Here is a 21,505-nt window from a genome sequence, read left to right as displayed (position 1 = left end):
ACCAGGTTACGGGCAGAAGTTCCCGACCTGATGGGCAATATATCGAGGACGCTTGGTAACTCGGCGGACGTGCCAGCGGCGGTACCACCCATTGGTACCGCCGCAACCCTGTTCAGGGCGTTTTTCAGAGGCAGTTCAGGCAGCGCCGCGCTGCAACGCCTCACACACCGCCGTCGACTCCCGGACCCCCAGCTCCACCGCGCGCCCGCAGTGCGCGATCCAGCCGGCCATGCCTTCCGGCTTTCCGGAGAGATAGCCCTCAAAGGCCGCGACGTACGCCGCCCGGCCCTGCTCCGCGTGGCCGACCTCTGCCGGACAGATCGACTTGGGGTCGAGTCCGCTGCCGATCAGCACGATGCGCTCGGCCGCCCGCGCGACCAGACCGTTGTACGAACCGAAGGGGCGCAGCGCCAGCAGCTCGCCGTGCACCACGGCTGCCGTCACCAGCGCCGGCGCGGAACTTCCCACGATGATCAGCTCCGCCAGGCCGTCCAGCCGGCCGGCGACCTCGCCCGCGTCCGGCAGCGGCGCGTCGATCAGCGGCTCGTCGACCGCCTCGCCCGCCAGGCGCGGACGGCCCACCGTCTCGTCAACGCCGGCGCCGCCGGCCGCGACCAGATGCAGCCGGGCCAGCACCCGGAGCGGCGACTGCCGCCAGATGGAGAGCAGTTGACCGGCCTCGGCAGTCAGCCGCAGTGCCGCACCGACCGTACGCGCCTCGGCCTCGGTACCGAAATCTGTGCGCCTGCGTACTTCCTCCAGGGCCCAGTCCGCTCCGGACAGCGCGGCGGAACCGCGTGCTCCACGCAGTGCCGCTTCCGAGGTGACCTCATTGCTGCGGCGCCGCATGACCCGGTGTCCGTAGACACCGTCGACGGCTTTGCGTACGGAGTCCACGGAGTCGGCGACGCCCGGCAAGGATCCGAGAGTGGCGAGGGGGTCGACCGACGAGGCATTCGTACTCATAGGTAGCGAGGCTACGCGCCCGTGGCGCGCGCCCCACATTGGAGTGGTCTTGTTCACGCACTCCGACCACACTGCGCGTACATGCCGCTACCCTAGGTGAACATGAAGATCGCTTTCGTAGGGAAGGGCGGCAGCGGCAAGACCACGCTGTCCTCGCTCTTCATCCGCCACCTGGCCGCCAATGAGGCCCCCGTCGTCGCGGTGGACGCCGACATCAACCAGCACCTGGGGGCCGCACTGGGTCTCGACGAGTCCGAAGCCGCCGCGCTGCCCGCGATGGGCGCGCATCTGCCGCTCATCAAGGACTACCTGCGCGGCTCCAACCCCCGGATCGCCTCCACCGAGACAATGATCAAGACCACGCCGCCCGGCGAGGGCTCGCGGCTGCTGCGCGTCAATGAGGACAACCCGGTCTACGAGGTCTGCGCCCGCACCGTCCGCCTCGACGACGGGGACATCCGGCTGATGGCGACGGGCCCCTTCACCGATTCCGATCTGGGGGTGTCCTGCTACCACTCCAAGGTCGGCGCGGTCGAGCTCTGCCTCAACCATCTGGTCGACGGCCCGGACGACTATGTGGTCGTCGACATGACCGCGGGCTCGGACTCCTTCGCCTCCGGGATGTTCACGCGTTTCGACATGACGTTCATGGTGGCCGAGCCGACCCGCAAGGGCGTCTCCGTCTACCGCCAGTACAAGGAGTACGCACGGGACTTCGGCATTGCGCTGAAGGTCGTCGGCAACAAGGTGCAGGGCCAGGACGACGTGGACTTCCTGCGCGAGGAGGCGGGCGACGACCTGCTCGTCACGGTCGGCCACTCCGACTGGGTCAGGGCGATGGAGAAGGGCCGGCCGCCGCGCTTCGAGCTGTTGGAGGCGGAGAACCGCATGTCACTGCAGGCCCTGCAGAACGCCGCGGAGGACTCGTACGAGGACCGCGACTGGGAGCGCTACACGCGCCAGATGGTGCACTTCCACCTGAAGAACGCGGAGAGCTGGGGGAACGCGAAGACCGGCGCCGACCTGGCTGCGCAGGTCGACCCCGGCTTCGTGCTCGGCGAGCATTCGGCAGTACCCCAGCCCAGCTGAGGAAGTGACGCCCCGGGCCGACGGGGGGAGACCCGGCGCGACGACTCGAGGCCCGGGAGGCGCCGCGGCGCCTCTGGCGCCCGGGCCCACTGAGGAAACGACGCCCCCGGGCCGTCAGGCTCCGGGCGCGCATGGCGAATGTCAGTAGTCCTCAGCCTGCTCCGCCGTGGGCTCGGCGGCGAGGAAGGCCGTCCAGCCACCCGGCGGGGCCTCGCCGCCCCCCAGTCCGCGCATCTTCTCGAGGACCGTGGGGTCCTGCGCGTCCAGCCAGTCGGCGAGCTGCCGGAAGGACACGCACTTCACATCGCGCTCCACGCAGACCGTCGCGATCGTCTCCTCGATGGCGCGTCCCTCTTTCGGTGTCGGTATGCCTATACGCCTGTATGACGACCTACGTGCGGCGTCGACAAACTCGCATCGCGATGGCGGGAGGTGGGCACGACGGGCCGCATTCAGATGATTAGTCACTGGATCGGGTGAAAGCCTGCCCTATTTGCCCTGGAATTAATGCCAGACTCTTTACTCTGCATTACGATCCATTTACCGAGAGTTGAGTATCCCGCCGCTGCACGCCGTGACCCACGGCCGCGTCCCCCCATTCCGCGACCGCGCTGCCCCGGAGGAGACGGGAACCATGTCTTCCTGCGTCCCCACTCGCACAGACGACCCTTCACGCAAGACCAAGGACAACAAGCCCCGCACGTCTCTCATCTCGCGCTTCCAGCGCCCCCACGGTCCGCCGCCACCCGGCGGCGGCGGCAAAGGCGGTGGCCGTCGGTTCCCCATCGCGGGCGCCGACTTCTCCGCCTCGATCTCCGTCTTTCTGATCGCGCTGCCGCTCTCCCTCGGCATCGCACTCGCCACCGGCGCACCACTCCAGGCCGGGCTGGTGGCGGCAGCAGTCGGCGGTATCGTCGCCGGCCGACTCGGCGGGTCACCGCTGCAAGTCAGCGGCCCGGCGGCCGGACTGACCGTGGTCACCGCCGATCTGATCCACCGGTACGGATGGCGCACCACCTGCGCCATCACCGTTCTCGCCGGACTCACCCAACTCGTGCTGTCCGCCCTGCGGGTGGCCCGATCGGCTCTCGCCGTCAGCCCGGCGATCGTGCACGGCATGCTGGCCGGCATCGGCGTCACGATCGCCCTCGCCCAGCTCCATATCGTTCTCGGCGGCACCCCGCAGAGCTCGGCGGTCGACAACGTCCGTGCTCTGCCGGCCCAGTTGGCCGGTCTCCACCCGGCCGCAGTGTCGGCCAGCATCCTGACCGTCGCCGTACTGCTGCTGTGGCCGCGCATTCCGGGGCGCGCGGGCCGGATCGTACGGAAGCTCCCGGCCGCACTCGCCGCAGTGGCCGGTACGACCGCCTTCGCCACGGTCGCCGGGCTGAACCTGACGCGCGTCGACCTTCCGTCCTGGAGCAGTCACGCCCTGCCCGAGCCGCCAGAGGGCCCGGTGCTCGGCCTACTCGCCGCCGTGCTCACCATCACCTTGGTGGGCAGCGTGGAGTCGCTGCTGTCTGCGGTCGCCGTCGACAAGCTGGTGGCCGGCCGCAAGAAGCCGGCAGTCCGCATTCCGCGCGCTCATCTCGACCGGGAGCTGGCCGGCCAGGGAGCGGCGAATATCGTCTCCGGCGCGCTCGGCGGGCTCCCCGTCACCGGGGTCGCCGTACGCAGCGCCGCCAATGTGTCCGCGGGCGGTGTGAGCCGTAACTCCACGATGCTGCACGGCCTGTGGGTCGCGGTCGCCGCGCTGCTGCTGGTGCCCGTGCTTGATCTGATCCCGCTGGCGTCCCTCGCAGCGCTGGTGATGGTCGTGGGCGTCCAGATGGTCAACCTCACCCATCTGCGCAGCGTGAAGCGGAACCGCGAAATGATGGTGTACGCGGTGACACTGGCGTCGGTCGTCATCACCGGCGTGCTGGAAGGCGTGATGATCGGGATCGCGATGGCGGTCGCCGTCGCACTGCACAGGCTGACCAGGACCCGGATCACCTCCGATGAGCAGGCGGGGGTCCACCGGGTGCGGGCACGCGGCCAGTTGACGTTCCTCGCCGTGCCCCGGCTGAGCCGGACACTGGCCCAGATCCCCCCGGAGGCCGACTGCGTCGTCGAACTGGACGGTTCGTTCATGGACCATGCCGCGTACGAAGCGCTGCACGACTGGCAGACCTCGCATATCGCGCAGGGCGGGACGGTGGAGTTCACCGGCCGGGCAGGGGGCCGGATCAGCGAGCCCGCCTCGGAGACGCACGGCTGCTGTCGCCCCTGGACGCCCTGGCGCAACCACCACTGCGGCGAGCGCCCGCCACGTGCCAAGCCGCATCAACTGGCCAATGGGCTCAGCTCGTTCCAGCGCAATACCGCTCCGCTGGTGCGCGACGAGCTGGCGCGGCTGGCCCGCGAGGGACAGCAGCCCTCGCAGCTCTTCCTCACCTGCGCCGACTCCCGCCTGGTCACCAGCATGATCACGGCCAGCGGCCCCGGCGATCTGTTCACCGTGCGGAATGTGGGCAATCTGGTGCCCCTGCCCGGCGCGGAGAGTGGCGACGACTCGGTGGCGGCCGCGATCGAGTACGCCGTCGATGTGCTGGAGGTGGACTCGATCACCATCTGCGGGCACTCGGGGTGCGGGGCGATGCAGGCCCTGCTGAGCACTCCGCCCACGGGCGCACAGACCCCGCTGCGTCGCTGGCTGCGGCATGGGCTGCCGAGTCTGGAGCGGATGAAGAGCCGGCACCGCTCCTGGGCCAGGATCTCGGGGCGGCTGCCGACCGACGCGGTCGAGCAGCTGTGTCTGACCAATGTGGTCCAGCAGTTGGAGCATCTGCGCGCCCATGAGGCGGTAGCCCGGCGGCTCGCCGAGGGCACGCTGGAGCTGCACGGCATGTACTTCCATGTCGGCGAGGCCCAGGCGTATCTGCTCGCGAGCAGCGATGAGCACGAGATCGACGAAGTCTTCGACCGGGTCGCCCCCACGCCCTCGGCCCTCGAGAAGTCGCAGGCCTGAACCGCCCACCTGAAACCACGCCCCGGACACGCGCCTGAACCGCCCACCTGAAACCACGCCCTGGACACGCGCCTGAATCGCCCCCTGAAACACCGCGCCTGAACCGCTCACCCCTCCTGTCCGTGAGAACGTATGGCCCCTCTTTCCCGCCGCCCGGGGAGGAGGGGCCACCTACAGGTCTAAACCAATTTTCGGCAGGCCCTTGTGTCTGGGCCCGTCGGCTGATGAGCTATGGCCCGGGACACATAGGCATATAGGACGCCCTGGGAAAGGGAGATGTCGTGAGCAACGAAAGCCTGGCCAACCTGCTCAAGGAGGAGCGGCGGTTCGCGCCTCCGGCCGAGCTGGCCGCACACGCCAACGTGACGGCGGAGGCGTACGAGCAGGCCGAGGCGGACAGGCTTGGCTTCTGGGCCGAGCAGGCGCGCCGGCTCACCTGGGCCACCGAACCGACCGAGACCCTCGACTGGACCAACCCGCCGTTCGCGAAGTGGTTCGCCGACGGCAAGCTCAACGTTGCGTACAACTGCGTGGACCGCCATGTCGAAGCGGGCAACGGCGACCGGGTCGCCATCCACTTCGAGGGTGAGCCCGGCGACAGCCGGGCCGTCACCTACGCCGAACTCAAGGACGAGGTCTCGCGCGCCGCGAACGCCCTCACGGAGCTGGGAGTCGTCAAGGGCGACCGGGTCGCCGTCTACCTCCCGATGATCCCCGAGGCCGTGGTGGCGATGCTGGCCTGCGCCCGTATCGGCGCCGCCCACTCGGTGGTCTTCGGCGGCTTCTCGGCCGACGCCGTCGCCTCCCGTATCCAGGACGCCGACGCCAAGCTGGTCATCACCGCGGACGGCGGCTACCGCCGCGGCAAGCCGAGCGCGCTCAAGCCCGCGATCGACGAGGCCGTCGCCAAGTGCCCTCAGGTGGAGCATGTCCTGGTGATCCGGCGTACCGGCCAGGACACAGCGATCACCGAGGGCCGCGATGTGTGGTGGCACGAGATCGTCGCCCGCCAGTCCGCGGAGCACACCCCGGAGGCCTTCGAGGCGGAACACCCGCTCTTCATCCTCTACACCTCCGGCACAACGGGTAAGCCGAAGGGCATCCTGCACACTTCCGGCGGCTATCTCACCCAGGCGGCCTACACCCACAACGCCGTCTTCGACCTCAAGCCGGAGTCGGACGTCTTCTGGTGCACCGCCGACATCGGCTGGGTGACCGGCCACTCGTACATCGTGTACGGGCCGCTGGCCAACGGCGCGACACAGGTGATGTACGAGGGCACGCCCGACACCCCGCACCAGGGCCGCTTCTGGGAGATCATCCAGAAGTACGGCGTCACGATCCTCTACACGGCGCCGACCGCGATCCGCACGTTCATGAAGTGGGGTGACGACATCCCCGCCAAATTCGACCTGAGCAGTCTGCGCATCCTCGGATCGGTCGGTGAGCCGATCAACCCCGAGGCGTGGATCTGGTACCGGGAGAACATCGGCGCCGGCAAGACGCCGATCGTGGACACCTGGTGGCAGACCGAGACCGGCGCGATGATGATCTCGCCGCTGCCCGGTGTGACCGAGACCAAGCCCGGATCCGCGCAGCGCGCGCTGCCCGGCATCTCGGCGACCGTGGTGGACGACGAGGCGCACGAGGTGCCCAACGGTGGCGGCGGCTATCTCGTCCTCACCGAGCCGTGGCCGTCGATGCTGCGCACCATCTGGGGCGACGACCAGCGCTTCATCGACACGTACTGGTCGCGCTTCCAGGGCAAGTACTTTGCGGGCGACGGCGCCAAGAAGGACGACGACGGCGATATCTGGCTGCTGGGCCGGGTCGACGACGTGATGCTGGTGTCCGGCCACAACATCTCGACCACCGAGGTGGAGTCGGCCCTGGTCTCGCACCCGAAGGTCGCCGAGGCGGCGGTCGTGGGCGCGACGGACGAGACGACCGGTCAGGCGATCGTTGCCTTCGTGATCCTGCGCGGTACGGCGAGCGAGGACGAGAACCTCGTGAACGACCTGCGCAATCACGTGGGCGCGACGCTCGGCCCGATCGCGAAGCCGAAGCGGGTGCTGCCGGTGGCGGAGCTGCCGAAGACCCGCTCCGGCAAGATCATGCGCCGGTTGCTGCGTGACGTTGCCGAGAACCGTCAGCTGGGCGATGTCACCACGCTCACCGACTCGTCGGTGATGGACCTGATCCAGTCGAGGCTGCCGGGCGCGGCCAGCGAGGACTGAGACCCGGCGCAGAGGGAAGGGGCCCGGCTCGGCCGCGCGGACGGGCCCCTTCCCTCTGGGCGGGTTCGGGGCCATGTACATGCGGACCCGATGCGGCGGTTCGCGCCGCGGGCATACGCAGGGCGGTATCGCGCCATACACCCCTTATGCACCTAAAGTGAAGGTCACCGGATACGCCCTTGCGCTCTTGGGTAAAGTGACAACCGCGTCAATAGCGCGACAGCGAAACCAGGTGCGCCGGGAAGTCTGGTCGGCATGTGCTCTGCCCTGCCTACCCGACCGGAGGTCCCACGACGTGGCCGCGCCCACCCCCACCAACCGCAAGTTCCTCGGACGCCTTTCGCTGCCCGAGCGGACGTATGTGGCGGACGCGCTGCGCGCCGAGACCGTTGGCGGCGTACTCCTCCTGGTGGCCGCGATCGCCGCGCTGGTGTGGGTGAACAGCCCGCTGAGCGAGAGCTACGAAGCCGTAAGCGACTACCACATCGGCCCGGCCTCCCTCGGCCTCGACCTCTCCGTCCAGCACTGGGCCGCCGACGGGCTGCTCGCCATCTTCTTCTTCGTCGCGGGCATCGAGCTCAAGCGCGAGCTGGTCGCCGGTGAACTGCGCGACCCCAAGGCGGCCGCCCTCCCCGTGGTCGCCGCGATCTGCGGCATGGCGCTGCCCGCACTCGTCTACACCCTCACCGCCGCCATCGGCGGCGGATCCACCGCCGGCTGGGCCGTCCCGACCGCCACCGACATCGCCTTCGCGCTCGCCGTCCTCGCCGTCATCGGCACCTCGCTGCCGTCCGCGCTGCGCGCGTTCCTGCTGACGCTCGCCGTCGTCGACGACCTCTTCGCGATCCTGATCATCGCGGTCTTCTTCACCGACTCACTGAACTTCGCCGCGCTCGGCGGGGCCGTGATCGGGCTCGCCGTGTTCTGGCTACTGCTGCGCAGGGAAGTGCGCGGCTGGTACGTATACGTGCCGCTGGCCCTGGTCATCTGGGGGCTGATGTACAACAGCGGCGTCCACGCCACCATCGCCGGTGTCGCGATGGGCCTGATGCTGCGCTGCACCAAGCGGGACGGCGAGGAGTACTCCCCCGGCGAGCACATCGAGCACCTCGTACGGCCCCTCTCCGCGGGACTCGCCGTGCCGCTCTTCGCGCTCTTCGCGGCGGGCGTCACGGTTTCCGGCAGCGCGCTCACCGATGTCTTCACCAAGCCGGAGACCCTGGGTGTCGTCCTCGGTCTGGTGGTGGGCAAGGCCGTCGGAGTCTTCGGCGGCACCTGGCTGGCGGCACGCTTCACCAGGGCCGAGCTCAATGACGACCTCGCCTGGCCGGACGTCCTCGCCGTCGCCTCACTCGCCGGCATCGGCTTCACCGTCTCCCTGCTCATCGGCGAACTCGCCTTCGCCGGCGACGCGGCACTGACCGACGAGGTCAAGGCCGCGGTCCTGATGGGCTCGCTGATCGCCGCCGTGCTGTCCGGGATTCTGCTCAAGCTGCGGGTGCGCAAGTACCGGACGCTGTGTGAGGACGAGGAGCGCGACGAGGACCAGGACGGCATCCCCGACATCTACGAGCAGGACAATCCCGAGTACCACCTGCGGATGGCGGCGATCCACGAGGAGAAGGCCGCGGAACACCGTCGCAAGGCAGAAGTGGCGAGGACGGCGCGCGGCGGAGTCGACAGTCCGGCCCGATCCTAAGCATCCGGCCATGAGCCGGACCAGCACCGGCTCATCCAGCACCACGCCCGAATGTGTCCCGGCGTGCACCGCGTTCGGCGGACGAGCTGTCGCAGGTCCACCGACTGAGCGAGGACGGCCGACGTCCACTTCCCGGCGGCGCACGAGAAATCGACAGCCCCACAAGACCCCTGACGGGGCACAATGCTCGGCAGTCCGGCATGATCTGACATCGGATCCGTAGATGATGGAGAGGGAGTCAGCGATGAGCGACCCCGGCAACAGCACGGTGAACGCCGTCGGCGCCGACCGCAGTCTCGGCCAGTTGGTCGCCTCGGCGACCGCCGAGATGTCCGCGCTTGTGCACGACGAGATCGCCCTGGCCAAGGCGGAACTGCGACAGGACGTCAAGCGCGGCGCCATCGGCGGAACGGCCATCACGATCGCGGGAGTGTTCGCGCTCTTCTCGCTGCCGGTGCTGAGCTTCGCCGCGGCGTACGGGATCCACAATCTGGGTCTCGGCCTCGCCTGGTCGTTCCTGATCGTGGGCGGCGCGTTCCTGGTGCTGGCCGGGCTGGCGGCGCTGCTCGCCGTCACCAAGTTCAAGAAGGTCAAGCCGCCGGAGAGGTCCATCGCTTCGGCCAAGCAGACAGCGGCCGTACTGCAGAACGTCAAGCCGCACCCCCGGTCGGCGCAGGACAGGGTCTCCGTCTGAGCCCGGGCCCGGCGGGCCCGCGGGAGGCCGGTGAGCACCGGCGGCGCCGGCGGCCGCGGCCGGCTGTTGTCCGCATCCGGGCCGCCCTGGCAAACGCCGGGTGTCCAGTTGTGGCACGCTCGTCTGCATGACGGCCCCTGATACCAACCCCGGCGGCTTCGGCAGCCTTGGCAGCCCCGTACGCCTCGACGGTCCCTGGACCCACCGCGACGTGGCGGCCAATGGTGCGCGCTTCCACATCGCCGAGATGGGCGACGGACCGCTGGTGCTGCTGCTCCACGGCTTTCCGCAGTTCTGGTGGACGTGGCGGCACCAGCTGACCGCGCTTGCCGACGCGGGGTTCCGGGCGGTGGCGATGGACCTGCGGGGCATGGGCGGCAGCGACCGTACGCCGCGGGGCTACGACCCCGCGAACCTGGCGCTCGACATCACGGGCGTGGTGCGCTCGCTGGGCGAGCCGGACGCGGCGCTGGTCGGGCACGACCTGGGCGGGTATCTGGCGTGGACCGCGGCGGTGATGCGGCCGAAGCTGGTGCGCCGGCTCGCGGTCTCCTCGATGCCGCATCCGCGGCGTTGGCGCTCGGCGATGCTCTCCGACTTCTCGCAGAGCCGCGCGGGTTCATACATCTGGGGCTTCCAGCGACCGTGGCTTCCGGAGCGTCAGCTCGTCGCGGACGACGCGGCCTTGGTGGGCAAGCTGATCCAGGAGTGGTCCGGGCCACAGCTGCCGGACGAGAAGGCGGTCGAGGTCTACCGTCGGGCGATGAGCATCCCGTCGACGGCGCACTGCTCGATTGAGCCGTACCGGTGGATGGTGCGGTCGATGGCACGGCCGGACGGCATCCAGTTCAACCGCCGGATGAAGCGCCCGGTCCGGGTGCCGACGCTGCATCTGCACGGCTCCTTGGACCCGGCGATCCGTACGCGCAGCGCGGCGGGGTCGGGCGAGTACGTGGAAGCGCCGTACCGCTGGCGGCTGTTCGACGGCCTGGGTCACTTCCCCCATGAGGAGGATCCGGTGGCGTTCTCGACGGAGCTCATCAACTGGCTGAAGGACCCGGAGCCGGACCGGTAGACCCGAGCCCGAACGCTGGGCCCGGCCGGGGGGTTCGAACGCTGGTCTCGAACGATGGACCCCGCCGACGGGACCCCGACCGGGACATTCCATAAAGCCAATGGAACGCTTGTACTACACGCAGCCAAATGCCTGGCGCATAGGCCAATTGGCCGCCCCTGACGCGGTTACCGACCATGGGGCACGGGCAAACGTCGGTGTATGGGCTGGACGCACGACTACGGTGACGCAGCACGCAACCGCCGCTCGGCCGCTGGGCCGATCACCCACGAGAGGGGTGGCCCTCAAGCCGAGGGCCACGAGCATCCGGGGCAGGGAATCGGCATTCCCCGCATCCTGAGGCGCCGGGCCCGCTGGGTCTCGGCGCGATTGCGGCATACCCGCGGCTGACGCCCGGCTCCTCCTCCACCGCCGCTACAGCGCGCATCCCTGGCTGTCGACCTGCTGGTTGGCGCTCAGGCCACGTGTGATGTCGTCGCGGATCTCGTCGGCCGTCAGGGCGTAACCGGTGTTCGGGTCGTCCAGTGACCTGGCGAAGATGACGCCGTACACCTTGCCGTCCGGCGTGAGCAGCGGGCCGCCGGAGTTGCCCTGCCGGACCGTCGTGAAGAGCGAGTAGACATCGCGGCGCACGGTGCTGCGGCGGTAGATGTCGGGGCCGTTGGCGTTGATCCGGCCGCGGACACGGGCCGAGCGCACGTCGTACGAGCCGTTCTCCGGGAAGCCGGCGACGATCGCGCCGTTGCCGCTGCGCGCGTCCGCTTCGCTGAACATGAGCGGCCGTGCCTTGAGGTCGGGGACGTCCAGTACGGCGATGTCGCGCTGCCAGTCGTAGAGCACGACCTTCGCGTCGTACAGCCTGCCCTCGCCGCCGATCTGCACGGTCGGCTCGTCGACGCCGCCGACGACATGGGCATTGGTCATCACCCGGCGGTCGGAGAAGACGAACCCGGTGCCCTCGAGGACCTTGCCGCAGCTCGGGGCCGTACCGACGACCTTGACGATGGACCGCTGGGCGCGGGCGGCGACCGGGCTGCCCGCCAGCGCCGGGTCCGGGGCCTGGACCTCGGTGATGGGCTCGTTGGCGAACGGGCTGAAGACCTGCGGGAGGCCGTTCTGCGCGAGGACGGAGGAGAAGTCCGCGAACCAGGTGTTGGCCTGACTGGGCATCACCCTGGAGACGCCGAGCAGCACCTTGGAGTTACGGACCTCCTTGCCGAGCGTGGGCAGGGACGTGCCGGCCAGCGCGGAGCCGATCAGCCAGGCGACCAGCAGCATCGCGACCACGTTGACCACCGCGCCACCGGTCGCGTCCAGCGCGCGGGCGGGCGACCACGTGATGAACCGGCGCAGTCTGTTGCCGAGGTGGGTGGTGAAGGCCTGGCCCACCGAGGCACAGACGATCACGATCACCACGGCGACGACCGCGGCCGTCGTCGACACATCGGAGTCGTTGGTCAGCTGGCCCCAGATGACGGGGAGCAGATAGACCGCGACAAGGCCACCGCCGAGGAAACCGATCACCGACAGGATGCCCACGACGAAGCCCTGGCGATAGCCGACGATCGCGAACCACACGGCTGCGACCAGCAGCAGGATGTCCAGCACGTTCACCGTCAATAGCCTCGCAGTTCGTCGCCGTATGCTCCGTCCGGCTGGAGCGGCTGGGGGTCAGACTTTCATGAGCGCCAGTCCAAGGGGACCTGCTTGGCGCGGTCCCATGGTCTCTCCCATCCGGCGAAATGCAGGATCCGGTCGATGACACCGGCGGTGAAACCCCAGACCAGAGCCCCTTCGACCATAAATGCGGGCCCGCTGTGACCGCTCGGGTGCACGGCGGTCGCCCGGTTGGAAGGGTCCGTGAGATCCGCCACGGGCACCGTGAAGACCCTCGCGGTCTCCGCGGGATCGACAGCTCCGACGGGGCTCGGGATGCGCCACCAACCCAATACGGGTGTGACGACGAAACTGCTCACCGGGATGTAGAGCCTCGGCAGAACGCCGAAGATCTGGACACCGGCCGGGTCGAGGCCGGTCTCCTCCTCGGCCTCGCGGAGCGCGGCGCGCAGCGGGCCCGTGGTGGCCGGGTCGCCGTCCTCCGGGTCGAGGGCGCCGCCCGGGAAGGAGGGCTGCCCCGGGTGCGAGCGCAGGCTGCTCGCACGCTCCATGAGGAGCAGCTCGGGGCCCTTGGCGCCGTCGCCGAGGAGGATCAGGACAGCGGACTGCCTGCCCCGGCCGCTCTCGGGCGGCAGGAAGCGGCTGAGCTGCTCCGGCTCGACGGTGCGGGCGGCGCGCACGACGGGGTCGAGCCACTCGGGCAGGCCCTCGGTCGTGACGGCCACATCGCCGGCGTATCGCCCGTCGTAGCTCTTCTCGTACGTCTCGTCGTGCGTCTTGTTGTACGTCTCTTCTCCAGCGCGCATCATCGGCATCCCCTCGTGCACAACGCCTCGAGGCGCGTGGATCGTTCCGTGAATCGTCCGGCGTGCGGTTCGGGGCGTGGCGTCACCCGGCGGCCCCCAGGGGCGGCGCGGATGCGCCCGGGTAGTCCGGCGGCGGGCTCAGCCGCTGGCCCGGCTGACCGCCCAGCTCGTACTTGAGCAGCTTCTTCGCCTTCTCGGGGTCCGTCTCGCCCTCCCCGTACGACGGGCAGAGGTGCGAGATGGGGCAGGCGCCGCAGGCGGGCTTGCGGGCGTGGCAGATACGTCGGCCGTGGAAGATGATCCGGTGCGAGAGCATGGTCCACTCGGACTTCGGGAAGATCGCCGCGATCTCCGCCTCGACCTTCTCCGGGTCCTCCTGCTCGGTCCACTTCCAGCGGCGCACCAGGCGGCCGAAGTGCGTGTCGACAGTCAGCCCCGGGACGCCGAATGCATTTCCCAGGACCACGTTCGCCGTCTTGCGGCCGACTCCGGGCAGCGTCACCAGATCCTTCAGCCGGCCCGGAACCTCGCCGCCGAAGTTGTCCCTGAGGGCGGCGGACAGGCCGATGAGGGATTTCGCCTTGGCCCGGAAGAAGCCCGTCGGGCGGATGATCTCCTCCAGCTCCTCGGGCGCGGCGGCGGCCATGTCCTCGGGCGTGGGGTACTTGGCGAAGAGCGCAGGCGTGGTCTGATTCACCCTCAGGTCGGTCGTCTGGGCGGACAGGACCGTGGCGACGAGCAGCTGGAAGGGATTGACGAAGTCCAGCTCCGGGTGGGCGTACGGATAGAGCTCGGCGAGCTCCCGGTTGATCCGGCGCGCACGGCGGACCATCGCCAGCCTTGATTCCGTTTTGGGAATATTTGTCGGTTTCTTAAGGCTGGACGACGACTGTTCGCCCACAGCGGAATTTTGCTTTCCGGACACTCTTCCGGCCCCCTTGGCCTGCGCTCTCACCGGCGAATTGGACACCCGGCCAGCCTAAGGGGCCCCACTGACATCCGCCCCGGTCACCGGCAATCAGGACCCAATCGGGCCCCCGCCGCACGAACAGGCACTCCAGTGCGTCAAACTTGTTGTGATTGATCGCACGAATATTTACTTGCCTGGGGTCCGGGGGTTGCCTCCGGGCTAGCACTGCGCGGTCCGGCATCATGGGGCCACGGTCCCTGAGCAGGTCGACAAGGAGAGAACTCGTGGACGACGTTCTGCGGCGCGCCCCGCTCTTCGCGGCGCTCGATGATGAGCAGGCCGCGGAGCTCCGCGCCTCGATGAGTGAAGTGACGCTCGCCCGTAGCGATGCGCTCTTCCACGAGGGCGACCCTGGCGACCGCCTCTACGTGGTCACCGAAGGCAAGGTCAAGCTCCACCGCACGTCCCCCGACGGCCGCGAGAACATGCTCGCCGTCCTCGGCCCGGGCGAGCTGATCGGTGAGCTGTCCCTCTTCGACCCGGGCCCGCGTACCGCGACCGCCACCGCGCTGACCGAGGTCAAGCTCCTCGGCCTCGGCCACGGCGATCTGCAGCCCTGGCTGAACGTCCGGCCCGAGGTGGCCACGGCCCTGCTGCGCGCTGTCGCCCGCCGGCTGCGCAAGACCAACGACCAGATGTCCGACCTGGTCTTCTCCGATGTCCCGGGCCGCGTGGCCCGCGCGCTCCTCGACCTGTCGCGCCGCTTCGGTGTGCAGTCGGAAGAGGGCATCCACGTCGTGCACGACCTGACGCAGGAAGAGCTGGCCCAGCTGGTCGGCGCCTCCCGCGAGACCGTGAACAAGGCCCTCGCGGACTTCGCGCAGCGCGGCTGGCTGCGGCTGGAGGCGCGTGCGGTGATCCTCCTGGACGTGGAGCGCCTCGCGAAGCGCTCGCGCTAGTCACCGGACGGCGCCCAGTCATCAGACATACGGCAAGGGCCGCCCCGGTCGACTCCGGGGCAGCCCTTCTCGTAGGAGTTCCGGCCGGCCGTGGCGGCGGCGAGCGAGCGGATCGCGGCCGCCAAGGCCACGACTGACGCGGATACGAGCCGACACGGACTGAGCCGACACGGCATGGGCGGCCGTGGGCCGGGGCGGCTGCGCGCCGGGGCGTCCGTGGGCCGGAGCCGGGGTACGCGGCCCGTCCACGGCCGAAGCCCCCTCGCCCGTCCCTGCGCGGGGCGCGCCGCTCCTAGCCCTGTTCGATCAGGCCGTGCTCGCGGAGGTACTCCAGCTGCGCCCGCACCGACAGCTCTGCCGCCGGCCAGAGCGACCTGTCCACGTCCGCGTAGACGTCCGCGACCACCTCGGCCGCGGTGAGGTGACCACTCTCGACGGCCGTCTCCACCTGGGCGAGGCGATGCGCGCGGTGTGCCAGATAGAACTCCACCGCGCCCTGGGCGTCGTCGAGCACGGGACCGTGACCCGGCAGCACCGTATGCACCCCGTCGTCCACCGTGAGTGAACGCAGCCGGCGGAGGGAGTCGAGGTAGTCGCCGAGCCTCCCGTCCGGGTGCGCGACAAGAGTCGTGCCGCGCCCGAGGACCGTGTCACCGGTCAGTACGGCCCGGTCCGCGGGGAGGTAGAAGCAGAGCGAGTCGGAGGTGTGCCCGGGTGTGGGGACGACGCGCATCTCGAGCCCGCCGGTGGTGATCACGTCCCCGGCGGCAAGCCCCTCGTCACCGAGCCGCAGCGCGGGGTCGAGGGCGCGCACCTTCGTACGCGTCAGCTCGGCGAAGCGCGCGGCACCCTCGGCGTGGTCGGGATGGCCGTGGGTGAGCAGGGTCAGGGCGACCCGCTTGCCCGCCTTCTCGGCGGTGGCGATGACGGCCTGGAGATGTATGTCGTCCAGAGGTCCGGGGTCGATGACGAGGGCGAGCTCGGAGTCGGGCTCGGAGACGATCCAGGTGTTGGTGCCGTCGAGGGTCATCGCGGACGCATTGGGCGCGAGGACATTGACGGCACGGGCGGTGGCGGGCCCGGAGAGCGCACCACCACGGGGCTGCCCGGGCAGCGCGGCGGCGTCGGTCATCGCGCACCTCCGGGGTGGCCGACGATTACGGTGAGCGGCTTCGCCGCGTGGCGCTGCGACAGGAGCGACTGCCACGCCCGCCCGGCGCGGCCCGCGGCCGACGCACGCGGACGCGCGCCACCGCGCCGCGGGATCAGCGACACCGCCGCACACGCGGTGCGGCGAACAGCAGCCCCGGGCCCGGTCGGCGGCTGGATTCCCGCCAGGGCAGAGGTCGGTGTCAGCGGCGGCACAGCGCCACGCCGCGCCCCCGACGCGCACCCGGCACGGCCGCAGGCCACCACGGGCGGCCGCGGAACCGGCCGGACGCCCGCCGCGCACCCGGCGCGAGCCGCCTGCCTCTCGCGCACCGTCAGCCGTGCCGTATCGCGCCGTGTCACTGCGCGCCGCCCCCCGTCGGGATGTGCTTCGTGAATTCGTCGTGGCCCGGCCAGCTCAGCACCAGTTCGCCCTCCTCCAGCCGCGCCTGGGCCAGGACCGGGGTCAGCTCCTGCTCCCCCGCCGCTGCCAGCGCCGACGCCGCCGTGGCGTACTGCTGCAACGCCCGCAAGGTGGAGACCGTCGGCGGCATCATCAGCAGGTCGCCCTTGTCGTAGCCCGCCGTCGCCTCCTGGGGGCGGATCCAGACCGCGCGGTCCGCCTCCGTCGAGGCGTTCCGTGTCCGCTGGCCCTCGGGGAGTGCCGCCACGAAGAACCATGTGTCGTACCGGCGCGGCTCGAACTCCGGAGTGATCCACCGCGCCCACGCGCCCAGCAGGTCCGAGCGCAGCACCAGACCCCGGCGGTCCAGGAAGTCCGCGAAGGACAGGTCGCGGTCGACCAGCGCCTGGCGGTCCGCCTCCCAGTCGTCGCCCGTCGTGTCGCCGACGACGGTGTCGGGCGTCGGGCCCGCGAGCAGGACGCCCGCCTCCTCGTACGTCTCCCGCACCGCCGCGCACACGATGGCCTGGGCCTCGGCAGGGCCGGTGCCCAGACGGGTCGACCAGGCGGTCAGCGACGGGCCCGCCCACCGGACCAGGTGATCGTCGTCGCGTTCGTCCACGCCGCCGCCCGGATACACATACGCGCCCGAGGCGAAGGCCATGGAGGCGCGTCGGCGCAGCATGTGCACGGCGGGGCCGTCCGCCGTGTCGCGCAGCAGCATCACGGTTGCCGCCCGCTTCGGCGTCACCGCGGTGATCTCACCGCTCGCGAGCGCGCGAATACGGTCCGGCCACTCCGGCGGGTACCACTGACCATTGGACATGGGCGGATGCTATGCGCATCCGACGTGATGTTCGAGGGGCGGCCGGTGAAACGAGCCGCCCCCCGATCACTCACATACCGGCGTTCGACACTTACGTACCGGCGTTGGAGCTACCGCGCAGCTTCACATTCGCGGTGCTCGCGTTCTTGATCGCCGTCTCGATCTGGGCCATCGTCGAGCCGGAGGTCAGCCCCGGCACGGTCGCCGCGTTCACCGCGTACAGCGTGAAGGTGTACGGGTGCGTGGAGCCGCCCGGACACGGGCCGAAGAACTGCTGCGCGTTCGCCCCGCTGCCCATCGCCTTCTGCTTCGCGCCGTCCTGGCCAGGGACATTGAAACCGGACCCCAGCGCCTCCGGAAGCGAGAGCTTCGACGCCGGTACGTCCCAGATCGCCCAGTGCAGCTTGTTGCCGTTGTTGGCGATATCCGCGAAGACGATCGCGTAGCTCTTCGCCGCGGAATCTCCAGCGCCCCACGCCAGCGGCGGCGACGGATCCCGGCCCGCGGTGCCGTCCCCGGCGCAGGTGTACTTCGCCGGGATGCCGGCGTTGTCGCTGAAAGCGCCGCTGGTGAGTTTGAAATCGCCGGGCTGCGGATTGCCGCCCGAGTAGACGATGTCGATCAGCAGTACCCGGTCGTTGCCGTTGGTGCCGTCCTTGTCCGTCGATGTGGTGAGCCAGATGTCGCCGTCATGGTCGACCTCGACCGTACGAAGCCGGTCGTACGTCCCCTGGAAGTACGCCTTCTGCTCGACCAGGTTGCTGCTCGCGTCGATGCGCAGCCGGTAGACGCGCTGGCCGACGGTGGTGGCGACAAAGACGTAATCGTTGATGATCGTCAGGCCACTGGGTGAGGCCTGGCTGGTCGGCCAGGTCTTCTTGGGCGCAATGTAGCCGGAACAACTTCCGCTTGTGCCCTCGCAGTTGGGCCAGCCGTAGTTGCCGCCCTTCTGGATGAGATTGACCTCGTCCATATTGCTGTTGCCGAACTCCGCCTGCCAGAGCCGGCCCTGGGAGTCGAAGTCGAGGCCCTGCGGGTTGCGGTGGCCGAGGCTCCAGACGGCGTTGCCGAAGGGGTTGTCCGACGGAATGGTGCCGTCCGCGTTGATGCGCAGGATCTTGCCGTTGAGCGAGTTCTTGTCCTGCGCCCGGCTGCCGCTCTGCGCGTCGCCCATGGAGGCGTACAGCTTGCCGTCGGGGCCGAAGCGCAGCCGGCCGCCGTTGTGGAAGCGGCTCTTCTCCATGCCCTGGAGCAGGATCTTGTAGTCGCTCAGCGCGTTGTTCTCGTACTTCATCCGCCCGATGCGGTTGCCCTCGGAGGCGGTGTGGGTGAAGTAGAGGTAGTGGTCGGTGTTGAAACTGGGGCTGATCTCGATTCCCAGCAGACCGCCCTCGCCGCCCGTGGTCACGGCGTTGGGGACCTTGCCGATCAGCGTCTTCTGGCCGGACTTCGTCAGCCTGTAGACGTTGAAGGTGTTCCGCTCGGTGTAGACGCCGGAGCCGTCGGGCAGGAAGCCCAGGCCCCAGGCGACATCCACACCGCCGGCGAGGGTGGAGACGGTGCCCGGGTCGGGGACCCCGCCGGGCCGGCTGCCGCCGGTGGTGACGGTGATCTCCGGGCTGAACTCCGACTTGTTGCCCTTGAGATCGAAAGCCCTGACCTTGAACCTGTAGGCGGTGTCGGCCTTCAGGCCCGCGACGGTCGTCGAGGCGGAGTCGGAGGTTGCGGCGGGCGCGCCGTCGCGCTGGATCTCGTACCCGGTGACCTTCACGTTGTCCGTGGAGGCGTTCCAGGCGAGGTCGACACTGGTCGCGGTCCTGCCGGTGGAGCGCAGACTGCCCGGAATGCTCGGCGCCTCGTTGTCCGGTGGCGCGGGCAGCGTGGCGATGGTGACGGCGTTGCTCGCGGCCGAGACATTGGCGGCGGCGTCACGGGCGAAGACGGTCCAGTCGTACGAGGTCTCGGGGTTGAGGTTCTCCACCGTGGCGGCCAGGGTGCCGCCGTCGACCTGCTTCATCAGCTGGCCGTGCTGATAGATGTCGTAGCCGACGACCTTGACGTTGTCGGTGGACACGTCCCAGGCCAGCGAGACTGTGCTCGCCGTCGGCTCCTCGTCCTTGCGCAGGTTCGCGGGCGGTGTGGGCTTCTCGGTGTCGGCCGGGCCGCTCGCGGCGACGGTGAGCTTGTCCAGGTTGGGGCCGTCGCCCGCGACCGTGGTGGCGCGGATCCTGTTGCTGCCCGCCTTGAGCGCCGCGTTGACGGTGGCGGTCTTCCAGGTGGTCCAGGCGCCGGTGCCGGGGAAGGCGAGGTCGTCGGCGACGTTGGTGCCGTTCACGGTGATGTCCAGCGGACGGCTTGCCACGGTGCCGTTGGCGTAGCTGAAGTCCAGTTCGGCGTTGGCTGCCTGCGCGGAGTCGACGGTGAACTCCACGTACGCGCCTGTCACGGCGTTGTAGTTGACGAAGCCGGTGCCGGAGTGGCCGGCGTGGTTGGACTCGACAACGCCCTGCGAGATCGTCCCGGCTTCCGCCTCGTAGTCCGTGCCGGCCTGTCCGTCGGTGGGGGTGACGTCGATGAAGTCCAGGTTGGGGCCGCCCTCGGCGGCTGCGGCGGTGGCACGGATGGTGTTCGCGCCGGCCTTGAGTGCGACGGTGGTGGTCACCGTGGACCAGGTGGTCCAGGCGCCGGTGGGCTGGAAGGCCTGATCGGCGGCGGTGACGGCTCCGTTCACGGAGATGTCCAGCGGACGGTTGCCGTTGGTGCCGTTGGCGAAGCCGAGCGCCAGGGTGGCGCTGCCCGCCGCCGGGGCGTCCACGGTGAACTCCGCATAGCCACCGGCGACATTGGTGTAGTTGACGAAACCGGTGCCGGAGAAGCCGGCGTGGTTGGACTCGACAACGCCCTGCGAGATCGTCGCCGTTTCGGCTTCGTACCGGACCGGCGCGGCCTTGACGACCGCTGCCCCGGCGGCGGTTGGCCGGGCATTGCTCACGGTCGGCAGGGCCACGGTTAACGCTGCTGTGGCTGCGGCCACGAGAGCGCCGATCGCTCTGCGCGACCGGCGGGGGGTTGGTGCCACGGATCCCTCCCACTTTCGTTGGGGACGACGGGATGGAGGAGGTGCACGATGCGCGGTGCGTGTAGGTGACGTTCAGATGGTTAGGAAACATTCCTAACCATGGACAGACCACACCCGTCGACGCGTCCACGTCAAGAGAGTTGCAAGGGATTGCCGAAGACAAGTGGGGCCCCGTGCCCACCGGAAACCGGCGGGCACGGGGCCCCACACATCACTCGAGCAGGCACTTCAGCCGTGGACAAGCTCCACCGAAGGCCTGACCCGGCACCATCGAGACCTGAACGAGCAGTCAGCGCCTGACCGGGAGCGTCCTGAACGAGCAGTCAGTCCCGGGCGGGAAAGTCAGCCCTGAACGAGCTCCACCTGGATCTCGACCTCGACCGGAGCGTCCAGCGGCAGCACCGCGACACCCACCGCGCTGCGCGCGTGCACACCCTTGTCGCCGAACACCGCGCCCAGCAGCTCGCTCGCGCCGTTCAGCACACCGGGCTGGCCGGTGAAGTCCGATGCCGACGCGACAAAGCCGACAACCTTCACCACTCGCGCGACCCGGTCCAGATCACCGACAACCGACTTCACGGCGGCCAGGGCGTTCAGCGCACAGGTTCGCGCCAGCTCCTTGGCCTCCTCGGCGGTGACTTCGCCACCCACCTTGCCGGTAACCGGAAGCTTGCCCTCCACCATCGGGAGCTGTCCCGCGGTGTAGACGTACACACCGGACACCACAGCCGGCTGATACGCGGCCAGCGGCGGTACGACCTCCGGCAGCGTCAGCCCGAGCTCGGCGAGCTTCGCGTCGACAACGCCGCTCATGCCTTCTCCCGCTTCAGATAGGCCACCAGCTGCTCGGGGTTGTTCGGCCCGGGAACGACCTGGACGAGCTCCCAGCCGTCCTCGCCCCAGGTGTCCAGAATCTGCTTGGTCGCGTGCACGAGAAGGGGCACGGTCGCGTATTCCCACTTGGTCATGGAGCCGACTGTAGTCGC

At 69.5% G+C, this 21,505-nt stretch carries 17 protein-coding genes and 1 pseudogene; 8 read left to right on the top strand and 10 right to left on the bottom strand.

The genetic code is table 11. The features are described from left to right. Positions 1-135: 135 nt before the first annotated feature. On the bottom strand, positions 136-966 hold the full coding sequence (locus OG966_RS22615) for an oxidoreductase (RefSeq protein WP_326651604.1): 831 nt from the start codon (positions 964-966) through the stop codon (positions 136-138). Between the two features lie 102 nt (positions 967-1,068). On the opposite strand from OG966_RS22615, the gene OG966_RS22610 reads away from it, so the two are divergent. Further along, entirely contained in the window at positions 1,069-2,055 is a 987-nt protein-coding gene (locus OG966_RS22610) for an ATP-binding protein (RefSeq protein WP_326651603.1), read from the top strand. 141 nt (positions 2,056-2,196) lie between these two features. On the opposite strand, the pseudogene OG966_RS22605 reads toward OG966_RS22610, so the two are convergent. Further along, positions 2,197-2,403 (bottom strand): annotated as a pseudogene (locus OG966_RS22605) (hypothetical protein); the annotation flags it as partial. Between the two features lie 286 nt (positions 2,404-2,689). Between OG966_RS22605 and OG966_RS22600 the strand changes: the two are divergent. The 6 genes from OG966_RS22600 (at position 2,690) to OG966_RS22575 (ending at position 11,160) form a co-directional block, all read left to right on the top strand. Further along, entirely contained in the window at positions 2,690-5,065 is a 2,376-nt protein-coding gene (locus OG966_RS22600) for a bifunctional SulP family inorganic anion transporter/carbonic anhydrase (RefSeq protein ID WP_326651602.1), read from the top strand. A gap of 281 nt (positions 5,066-5,346) precedes the next feature. Continuing rightward, positions 5,347-7,302 (top strand): acetate--CoA ligase, encoded by a 1,956-nt coding sequence (gene acs / locus OG966_RS22595; RefSeq protein WP_326651601.1) that lies wholly within the window; start codon positions 5,347-5,349, stop codon positions 7,300-7,302. A 295-nt stretch (positions 7,303-7,597) separates the two neighbouring features. Next, the gene (nhaA, locus tag OG966_RS22590; protein WP_326651600.1) at positions 7,598-9,001 is read left to right on the top strand and encodes a Na+/H+ antiporter NhaA; all 1,404 of its coding nucleotides are present in this window, start codon (positions 7,598-7,600) and stop codon (positions 8,999-9,001) included. A gap of 244 nt (positions 9,002-9,245) precedes the next feature. Next, positions 9,246-9,695, top strand: coding sequence for a phage holin family protein (locus tag OG966_RS22585; RefSeq protein ID WP_326651599.1), 450 nt, complete (start codon positions 9,246-9,248; stop codon positions 9,693-9,695). Positions 9,696-9,822: 127 nt separating this feature from the next. Then, on the top strand, positions 9,823-10,770 hold the full coding sequence (locus tag OG966_RS22580; protein ID WP_326651598.1) for an alpha/beta fold hydrolase: 948 nt from the start codon (positions 9,823-9,825) through the stop codon (positions 10,768-10,770). Positions 10,771-10,971: 201 nt separating this feature from the next. Continuing rightward, complete coding sequence (locus OG966_RS22575) at positions 10,972-11,160, top strand: hypothetical protein (protein WP_326651597.1); 189 nt, start codon at positions 10,972-10,974, stop codon at positions 11,158-11,160. 24 nt (positions 11,161-11,184) lie between these two features. Here OG966_RS22575 and OG966_RS22570 read toward each other — a convergent pair whose 3' ends face one another. From OG966_RS22570 to nth, 3 genes are all read right to left on the bottom strand, one after another. Beyond that, positions 11,185-12,384 (bottom strand): MarP family serine protease, encoded by a 1,200-nt coding sequence (locus OG966_RS22570; RefSeq protein ID WP_326651596.1) that lies wholly within the window; start codon positions 12,382-12,384, stop codon positions 11,185-11,187. Positions 12,385-12,449: 65 nt separating this feature from the next. Beyond that, complete coding sequence (locus OG966_RS22565) at positions 12,450-13,193, bottom strand: NUDIX hydrolase (RefSeq protein WP_406733790.1); 744 nt, start codon at positions 13,191-13,193, stop codon at positions 12,450-12,452. Between the two features lie 82 nt (positions 13,194-13,275). After that, positions 13,276-14,094, bottom strand: a complete 819-nt coding sequence (gene nth, locus OG966_RS22560; RefSeq protein WP_326651594.1) for an endonuclease III — start codon at positions 14,092-14,094, stop codon at positions 13,276-13,278. 293 nt (positions 14,095-14,387) lie between these two features. Between nth and OG966_RS22555 the strand changes: the two genes are divergently transcribed. Beyond that, a complete protein-coding gene (locus OG966_RS22555) occupies positions 14,388-15,062 on the top strand; it encodes a Crp/Fnr family transcriptional regulator (protein WP_326651593.1) in 675 nt (224 codons plus the stop codon). A 292-nt stretch (positions 15,063-15,354) separates the two neighbouring features. Here OG966_RS22555 and OG966_RS22550 read toward each other — a convergent pair whose 3' ends face one another. From OG966_RS22550 to OG966_RS22530, 5 genes are all read right to left on the bottom strand, one after another. Further along, positions 15,355-16,194 (bottom strand): MBL fold metallo-hydrolase, encoded by an 840-nt coding sequence (locus OG966_RS22550; RefSeq protein ID WP_326651592.1) that lies wholly within the window; start codon positions 16,192-16,194, stop codon positions 15,355-15,357. A gap of 376 nt (positions 16,195-16,570) precedes the next feature. Continuing rightward, positions 16,571-17,440, bottom strand: a complete 870-nt coding sequence (locus tag OG966_RS22545) for an NUDIX hydrolase (protein ID WP_326651591.1) — start codon at positions 17,438-17,440, stop codon at positions 16,571-16,573. A gap of 91 nt (positions 17,441-17,531) precedes the next feature. Next, entirely contained in the window at positions 17,532-20,447 is a 2,916-nt protein-coding gene (locus OG966_RS22540; RefSeq protein ID WP_326651590.1) for a PQQ-dependent sugar dehydrogenase, read from the bottom strand. Positions 20,448-20,861: 414 nt separating this feature from the next. Further along, positions 20,862-21,332: a RidA family protein gene (locus tag OG966_RS22535; protein ID WP_326651589.1), complete on the bottom strand. Its 471-nt coding sequence runs from the start codon at positions 21,330-21,332 to the stop codon at positions 20,862-20,864. Then, positions 21,329-21,487 carry a DUF4177 domain-containing protein gene (locus tag OG966_RS22530; RefSeq protein WP_003967454.1) on the bottom strand — a complete coding sequence of 53 codons (159 nt, stop codon included), beginning with the start codon at positions 21,485-21,487 and terminating at the stop codon, positions 21,329-21,331. The genes OG966_RS22535 and OG966_RS22530 overlap by 4 nt, the downstream gene beginning before the upstream one ends. Between the last annotated feature and the right edge of the window lie 18 nt (positions 21,488-21,505).

Origin of the sequence: Streptomyces sp. NBC_01750, from assembly GCF_035918095.1 — a bacterium.
Classification (GTDB): domain Bacteria; phylum Actinomycetota; class Actinomycetes; order Streptomycetales; family Streptomycetaceae; genus Streptomyces.
The sequence above is the reverse complement of the archived record's forward strand: the minus strand, read 5'-3'. Positions and strand labels throughout refer to the sequence as shown.

Excerpts from the sequence above, each read along its gene's own strand:
- OG966_RS22610 (WP_326651603.1), top strand. The coding sequence starts at position 1,069 with ATGAAGATCGCTTTCGTAGGGAAGGGCGGCAGCGGCAAGACCACGCTG.
- OG966_RS22575 (WP_326651597.1), top strand. The coding sequence starts at position 10,972 with ATGGGCTGGACGCACGACTACGGTGACGCAGCACGCAACCGCCGCTCG.
- OG966_RS22580 (WP_326651598.1), top strand. The coding sequence starts at position 9,823 with ATGACGGCCCCTGATACCAACCCCGGCGGCTTCGGCAGCCTTGGCAGC.
- OG966_RS22585 (WP_326651599.1), top strand. The coding sequence starts at position 9,246 with ATGAGCGACCCCGGCAACAGCACGGTGAACGCCGTCGGCGCCGACCGC.
- OG966_RS22615 (WP_326651604.1), bottom strand. The coding sequence starts at position 966 with ATGAGTACGAATGCCTCGTCGGTCGACCCCCTCGCCACTCTCGGATCC.
- OG966_RS22545 (WP_326651591.1), bottom strand. The coding sequence starts at position 17,440 with ATGTCCAATGGTCAGTGGTACCCGCCGGAGTGGCCGGACCGTATTCGC.
- OG966_RS22535 (WP_326651589.1), bottom strand. The coding sequence starts at position 21,332 with ATGAGCGGCGTTGTCGACGCGAAGCTCGCCGAGCTCGGGCTGACGCTG.
- OG966_RS22530 (WP_003967454.1), bottom strand. The coding sequence starts at position 21,487 with ATGACCAAGTGGGAATACGCGACCGTGCCCCTTCTCGTGCACGCGACC.
- OG966_RS22600 (WP_326651602.1), top strand. The coding sequence starts at position 2,690 with ATGTCTTCCTGCGTCCCCACTCGCACAGACGACCCTTCACGCAAGACC.
- OG966_RS22565 (WP_406733790.1), bottom strand. The coding sequence starts at position 13,193 with ATGCGCGCTGGAGAAGAGACGTACAACAAGACGCACGACGAGACGTAC.
- OG966_RS22550 (WP_326651592.1), bottom strand. The coding sequence starts at position 16,194 with ATGACCGACGCCGCCGCGCTGCCCGGGCAGCCCCGTGGTGGTGCGCTC.